The sequence below is a fragment of the Lactobacillus gallinarum DSM 10532 = JCM 2011 genome, from assembly GCF_001434975.1.
Taxonomy (GTDB): domain Bacteria; phylum Bacillota; class Bacilli; order Lactobacillales; family Lactobacillaceae; genus Lactobacillus; species Lactobacillus gallinarum.
This window is the reverse complement of sequence record NZ_AZEL01000022.1, coordinates 1-386: the sequence shown is the minus strand read 5'-3', so window position 1 is coordinate 386 and position 386 is coordinate 1. Positions and strand designations below refer to the sequence as shown.

1 protein-coding gene is annotated in these 386 nt (G+C 40.4%); it reads right to left on the bottom strand.

Annotated features, from left to right (window positions below; translation table 11 throughout):
• Positions 1 to 386, bottom strand: a 386-nt coding sequence (locus tag FC37_RS10390; RefSeq protein WP_162255099.1) for a mucin-binding protein, incomplete at both ends; no start/stop codon positions are given.

Here is a 386-nt window from a genome sequence, read left to right as displayed (position 1 = left end):
TAGTGAACTGTTTGCTTAACAGTCTTACTTAAGCTGTCTTTATCAGTACCTGCTGGCCACTTTGGTCCGTTATGATCTGGGTCATTTGGATTGATTTGCTTGCCTGGATCGCCTGGGTTATCTGGGGTAACGGTTGTAGTGCCATGAATAAAGTCAATGTAGAATGTCTGAGTCTTATTACTATCAGTGTCAAATACTGCTCCGGCTGGGAACCAGTTATTCTTAAGTTCGTATCCCTTGGCTACCAACTCTTGAATTTTGCTTTGTGGATCGTAATTAATTACTGAGCCGGCTTTACCAGTAATATCACCTGAAGTATCAATGTTAACCCATTTAGTGTTATCTGTATCACTTACATCACGGTAAATGATTTGTGCAATTTGGTC